Origin of the sequence: Nocardia thailandica NBRC 100428, assembly GCF_000308795.1 — a bacterium.
In the GTDB taxonomy this organism is placed as follows: domain Bacteria; phylum Actinomycetota; class Actinomycetes; order Mycobacteriales; family Mycobacteriaceae; genus Nocardia; species Nocardia thailandica.
Genome location: NZ_BAGK01000288.1, coordinates 1 through 7,033, shown reverse-complemented (window position 1 = coordinate 7,033; position 7,033 = coordinate 1). Strand labels below are relative to the sequence as shown.

The window sequence follows — 7,033 nt, the reverse complement described above, 5'->3', positions numbered from 1 at the left end:
TCCGCGACGGCCGCCCGCCGCGCCCGCCACCGTGCCGAAGCCGGTTTCCAGGCCGGTGGCCGCGGCGTCGGCCACGCCACCGAGACCGGTCACGGTGCCGGCATCCACGCCGCCGGGGAGGTCGTCGAAACCGCCGGTGCCGGGGAAACCACCCAGGAGGCCGCCCGGATCGGTGCCGGTGAGGCCGCCGAGCGCGTCGCCCGCGGGTGCCCCGCTCAGGCCGCCGAGGACGGTGCCGAGGCCGTCGTCCGACGCGCCGCCGATCAGACCACCGACCGCGTCGTCGACCGCGGCGAACCCGGTCTCCAGGCCGGTGCCCGACGGATTCGGCTCGCCGGGGGCGATCGCCGGGCCGCCCAGACCGGTCAGGCCGCCCAGGACCGGGCCGTCGGTGTAGTCGAAACCGAGGACGTCGTTGCTCAGCGCGCCGAGGCCGGCCGCCGACGCCGCGGCGCCGGTGAACGCGCTGGCCGCGTTGGCCGCCGAGGCCGCGCCGTCGTTCGCCGCCGACGTGGCGCTCGAGTACGGCGAGGAGTTGGTCGAACCCGTGTTCTGGTGGTCACCGCCGGTCAGATCGCTGCTGAACAGGCCGGCCACAGCGGTCGGATTCAGCACGTCGGTCATGCCGTTCATGACGCCGCCGACGCTGTCGACGTTGCCGCCGACCCCGGTGATGTCCTCGAAGTTCGAGCCGTTGATCAGGCCGTCGACCAGGTCGTTGCCGATCGGGCTCTCGTCGATCGCCGCGCCGACACCGTTGGCCGTGATGTCGTTGAACACCGCGCCGTTCAGGACACCGCCGACCACACCGTCGTCGACGACGTCGTTGAGGATCGGGCTCTCGTCGATCGCGGCGCCGACACCGGAGGTGGTGATGTCCTCGAAGACCGCGTTGCCGAGCAGGCCGCCCTCGCCACCGAGAAGGCCGCTGGCGATGCCGCCGTCGACCACATCGGACACGTCGTCCACCGCCGCGCCGACACCGTTCGCGGTGATGTCCTCGAAGTTCGCGCCGCCGAGGAGACCTCCGTCGCCCGCCGCGGCCAGCACCCCGTTCGCGACGCCGCCGTCGACCACGTCGTCGAGGATCTCGGAGTCGTCGATCGCCGCGCCGATGCCGTTGGCGGTGATGTCCTCGAACTGACCGCTCAGGACACCGCCGGCGAGACCGGTCACGTCGGCGTCGTTCAGGACGCCGCCCGCGCCGGCCAGACCACCGTCACCGTTGACCAGGCCGCCCCCGACACCGGCGACTCCGCCGTCCAGGACATCGTTGAGGATCTCGGACTCGTCGATCGCCGCGCCGATGCCATTGATCGTGGTGTCGGTCGCGCCGCCGAACAGCCCACCGTCGTCGCCGGAGGCGAGCAGATCGTTGCCGACACCGGCCGCACCCAGCAGGCCGCCGTCGCCGTTGAGGACGCCGCCCGCGCCTGCCAGGCCGCCGTCGCCGTTCAGGACGCCGTTCTCACCGAGGAGGCCGCCGTCGCCGTTGAGGACGCCGCCGGTGCCGAGCAGACCGCCGTCGCCGTCCAGCGCGCTGATCGGGCTCTCGTCGATCGCGGCGCCGATGCCGTTGGCGGTGATGTCGTTCAGGTCGGCGAAGTCGCTGAGGTCGTTGCCGTTGCCGACGCCGCCCGCGCCGGCCAGGCCACCGACGATGCCGTTGACGTTGTCGACATCCAGGATGTTGCCGCTGCCGACGCCGCCCGCCCCGACCAGGCCGGCCGCGCCGCCGAGGTCGTTCAGGACCGAGCTGTCGTCGATCGCCGCGCCGATGCCGTTGGCGGTCACGTCGGTGATGTCCACGACGTCGGTCGGGTCGGTGAGGTTGCCGGACAGGATGCCGCCGCCCGCCCCGAGATCGTTGAGGATCTCGCTCTCGTCGACCTGGCCGCCGATGCCCTGCAGCTGGACGTCCTGCCAGGACGAGGCGACGCCGTTGGCGATGCCGCCGAGGTCGTTGAGGGACTCGTCCACCGTGCCGCCGACCCCGGTGATGTTCACGTCGTCCCAGTTGTCCGCGACGCCGCCGAAGTCGTCTCCGATGCCGTTCACATCGTTGAGGCCCGCGCCGAAAATGTTGTTGCCGCCGAAATTGATGTCGCCCATGTCAGTCACATCCCCAATGCCAGAAAGGTCAAGGTCACCCACAACACCGGTCACGTCGCCCACCGCTCCGACGACTCCGGTCACATCTCCCGCGATGCCTGCCGCGAAATCGCCCGCGACGCCTGTCACGTCGCCGGCCACGCCGGTCACATCACCCGCCACACCCGTGACGTCGCCGACCGAACCGGCGATCGCGCCGGTCACGTCGCCGATGCCTGCGGTCAGGTCACCGATCGAGCCGGACGGGTCACCGGCGATCCCGGTGATGTCCCCGACCGTGTTCGTCACATCCCCGCCGACACCGGCCACGTCGGTGATCACGTCACCGGCGACCCCGACGAAGCCGGTGAGGTCGCCGATCGAACCGGTCACGTCACCGACCGAACCGGTCACGTCGCCGAGCGAACCGGTCAGGTTGCCGACAGCCGCGGTCACATCGCCGACCGAGCCCGTCAGGTCACCGACCGAACCGGTCACGTCACCGACCGAACCGGTCAGGCTGCCGACAGCCGCTGTCACATCGCCGACCGAGCCCGTCAGGTCACCGACCGAACCGGTCACGTCACCGGCGATGCCCGTGAAGTCGCCGAAAGTGCCGGTGAGGTCGCCGGCGAACCCGGTCAGACCGACCGCCAGATCGGCGACGTCGCCGCCGAAACCGGTCAGGTCGCCGAAGGATCCGGTGATGTCGCCGAACACGTCGCCGACGTCGCCGCCCACACCGGTCAGCGAACCGGTGATCCCGCCGAACGCCGCGGTCAGGTCACCGACCGAGCCGGAGAAGCCGCCGACCACGTCACCGAAGGAGGTGGTCAGATCGCCCGCGACGCCGGTGAACGAGCCGGCCAGGTCACCGGCCACTCCGGTGAACGACCCCGTCAGGTCACCGGCCACTCCGGTGAAGGACCCGGTCAGGTCACCGACCGAACCCGCGACGCCGGTGAGGTCGCCGCCGACTCCCGCGATCGAGCCGACCACGTCACCGCCCACGCCGACCAGGTCGCCGCCGATGCCGATCAGGTCGCCCGTGTTGCCGACCAGGTCGCCGCCGATGCCGATCAGGTCGCCCGTGTTGCCGACCAGGTCGCCGCCGATGCCGATCAGGTCGCCCGTGTTGCCGGTCAGGGCTGCGAAGGACGCGGTCACGTCGCCGACGGTGTTGTTCCAGTCACCGGCGATGTCGCCGAGCTCGGCGACCACGCCGGACCCGAAACCGGTCACGCCGAGCACGTTGTCGCTGATGTTGCCGATCATGGCCGACCAGTCGCCGCTGACGCTGCCGACATCGCCGATCAGGTCGCCGAAGCTGCCCGACAGGTCACCGACGCTGCCCGCGGCGTTGCCGATCATCGTCGACCAGTCCCCGAAGACGGCGGTCACATCGCTGAAGGAGTCGGTCACGCTGGCGAAGGAGTTCGTGAGATCGCCGGCGACACCGGTGATTCCACCGACCCAGGTGACGTCGCCGAGGATGTCCCCGACAGCGACGCCGCCGATGCCACCACCCCCGCCCCCACCGCCGCCTCCGCCGGAACCGTTGCCGCTGAGGATGTCTCCGATCGTGCCGGTGAATTCGTTGTCGCTGAGTGCTCCGGTCATGTCCACCACCGAGTTCGTCACGTCGCCGGCCACGCCGGTCACTTCGCCAATTCCGGTCAGGTCTCCCCCGACACCGGTGAGGTCACCGACGGAACCGATGAGGGTTCCGCTCGGGTCACCCGCGATGCCCGTGATATCGCCGATCGTGTTCGTCAGGTCGCCACCGGTCACGTCCCCCGCGACGCCGGTCAGGGTGCCGGTGAGGTCACCGGAATTGCCGGTGAGGTCGCCGATCACGTCGCCGGTGTTGGTGATGTCGCCGACCACGTTGCCCAGATCGCCCGTATTCGTGATGTCGCCGACCACGTTGCCCAGATCGCCCGTATTCGTGATGTCGCCGACCAGGTCACCGGTGTTCAGGAGGCCGCCGGCGATGCCGTTCAGATCACCGGTGCTCGTGATGTCGCCGACCACGTTGCCCAGGTCACCCGTGTTGGTGATGTCGCCGACCAGTCCGCCGATCTCACCCGAGTTGTCGAAGACCGGGCCGGTGATGTCGCCGGAGTTGTCGACCAGGCCACCGGCGATGCCGGTGATGTCTCCGGTGTTCGTCCAGTCGCCATCGAGGACTCCGCCGGCGATACCCGTGAGGTCCCCCGCGACGCCGGTCGGGTTGCCGTTGCCGGTGATGTCGCCGATCAGGCCGCCGACGTCGCCGGAGTTGGTGAGGTCGCCGACCGCTCCGGTGATGTCGCCGGAGTTGGTGAGGTCGCCGATCAGCTGGTTGCCGGTGACTTCGCCGAGCACGTCGCCGCCGACCACGTCGCCGGCGACACCCGTGAGATCACCGGAGTTGTCGAACAGGTCGCTCGCGAGGCCGGAGAGGTCGAAATCGCCGACCAGATCGCTGATCTCGCCGTTGCCGAGCCCACCCGCGACGCCCGTGACCGCGGCGGCGAGGCCGGTGATATTGGCGATGTTGCCCACGTTGGACAGGTCGCCGGTGTTGGTCACGTTGCCGACGTCGTCGAGCAGATCACCGGTCACGTCGTTGCCGCTGAGCAGATCGCCCGAGTTCGCGAGCACGTCACCCGCGACGCCGGTGACGTCGTTGTCCGAGACGGTGCCGAGCAGATCCCCGTTCACGACACCGCCTGCCGCGCCGGTGATGTCGCTGAGCACGTCCCCGTTGACCACGCCGCCGGTCACCGCCGACAGATCGTTGAGGAAGTCGCCCGTCAGGACGCCGTTGTCGGTGACGTCACCGATGATGTCGCCGTTGATCAGGCCGCCCGCGACGCCGGTGAGATCGCCGTCGACGACGCTGCCCGCGATGCCGGTCAGGTCGACGGTGTTGCCGGTGATGTCGCTGACGTCGTCGAGGAAGTCGCCGGTGAGGACATCGCCGTTGATCAGCCCGCCCGCGATCCCGGCGAGATCGATGGAGTTGCCGGTGATGTCGCTGAGGAAACCGCCGTTGACGAGGCCGCCCGCGATGCCGGTCAGATCCCCGGTGTTGGTGACGCCGCCGACCAGAGCGCCGGAGTTGTCGATCAGATCACCGGTGACGTCGCCGTTGATCAGGCTGGCGGTGAGATCGCCCGCCACCCCGGTGAAGTCGCCTGCCACGCCGGTGAAATCGTTGAGGAATTCGCCGTTCACCAGTCCTCCTGTGATGCCGCTGATGTCGCCGTTCACGAGGCCGCCGGTGATGTCGCCCGAGTTGTCCACGAGGCCGCCGATGACGCCGGAATTGTCGATGAGGTCGCCGGTGATGTCGCCGACCGAACCCGTGTTGCCGACGACGTCACCGACCGTGCCGATCACTGTCGGATCACCCGCGACCCCGGTCAGGTCACCGGCGATCCCGGTCAGGTCACCGGCGTTGGTGATGTCACCCACCGAGCCGACGATCGAGCCGGAGTTGTCGAACACGTCCCCGGCGAGGTCGCCCGCCACACCGGTGATGTCGCCGCTGTTGCCGATGGTTCCGACCAGGTTGCCGCTGTTGTCGATGAGGTCGCCGATCAGGTCGCCGTTCACCAGAGCCGTGGTGAGATCGCCGGCCACGCCCGTCACGTCACCGTCGACCAGGTCACCGGTCACATCGCCGTTGATCAGGCCGCCCGTCACGTCGCCGTTCACCAGGCCGCCCGTCACATCGCCGACCAGGTCACCGTTGACGAGCGTCGCGGTGAGATCGCCCGCCACACCGGTCACGTCCCCGTCGACGAGGCCGGTGGTGAGGTCACCGGCCACACCGGTCAGGTCACCGTTCACGAGTCCCGCGGTCAGGTCACCCGCGACACCGGTCAGGTCGCCGTCGATCACGTCGCCGGTGAGGTCTCCGTTCACCAGTCCGGCGGTGAGATCGCCCGTGTTGTCGACCAGGTCGCCGGTGATGTCGCCGGAGTTGCCCGCCAGATCGCCTGCGACGCCGGTGATGTCGCCGTTGAGGATGCCGCCCGCGATGCCGGCGAGGTCACCGTTGTTGGTGATGTCTCCCGCGTTTCCGACCACGCCGGTCAGGTCACCCGAGTTTCCGGTGATGTCGCTCAGGATCTCGCCCGAATTACCGGACAGGTCGCCGGCGACGCCTGTGAGGTCACCTGCTACAGAAGCGATCTGACCCGAGTTGTCGATGAGGTCGCCGGTGATACCTCCGGCGAGGATTCCACCTGCCACGCCGGTGAGATCGCCTGCGTTGTTGACGAGACCGCCCGCGACGCCGGTGAGATCGCCCGAGTTGTCGACCAGGTCGCCGGCCACACCACCGACGTCACCGCTGTTGTCGACGAGGTCGCCCGAGATGTCGCCGACCGCGCCCGCGACGCCGGTCAGGTCGCCGGTGTTGGTGATGTCTCCCGCGATGCCCGTCAGGTCGCCGCTGTTGCTGAGCAGGTCGCCGGCCACGCCCGTGAGGTCGCCGTTCAGCAGGCCCCCCGCGACACCGGTCAGGTCACCCGTGTTGGTGATGTCGCCGACCGCGTTCGTGAGGTCGCCGGCGACTCCTGTCACGTCACCCGAGTTCCCGGTGAGGCCGCTCAGCACGTCACCGACGTTGCCGGTGAGGTCGCCGTTCACGAGGCCGCCCGTGACGTCACCGTTGATCAGGCCGCCGGCGATGCCGGTCAGGTCACCGGAGTTCGTGATGTCGCCGACCGACCCGATCAGGTCTCCCGCGACGCCTGCGATCGTTCCGGAATTGTCGACGACGTCGCCCGCGTTGTTGACCAACCCGCCCGCGACGCCGGTGATTTCGCCCGAATTGTCGACGAAGTCACCCACCACTCCGGTGATGTCGCCGGTGTTGACCAGGCCACCCGCCACGCCGGTCAGGTCACCAGCCACGCCGCTGATATCGCCGGTGTTGATGAGGCCG

At 69.4% G+C, this 7,033-nt stretch carries 1 protein-coding gene; it reads right to left on the bottom strand.

Translation table 11 applies throughout. The annotated features are described in order from the left end of the window. A partial coding sequence (locus ON36_RS28635) for an S-layer family protein (protein ID WP_043660216.1) occupies positions 1-7,033 on the bottom strand: 7,033 nt, incomplete at both ends.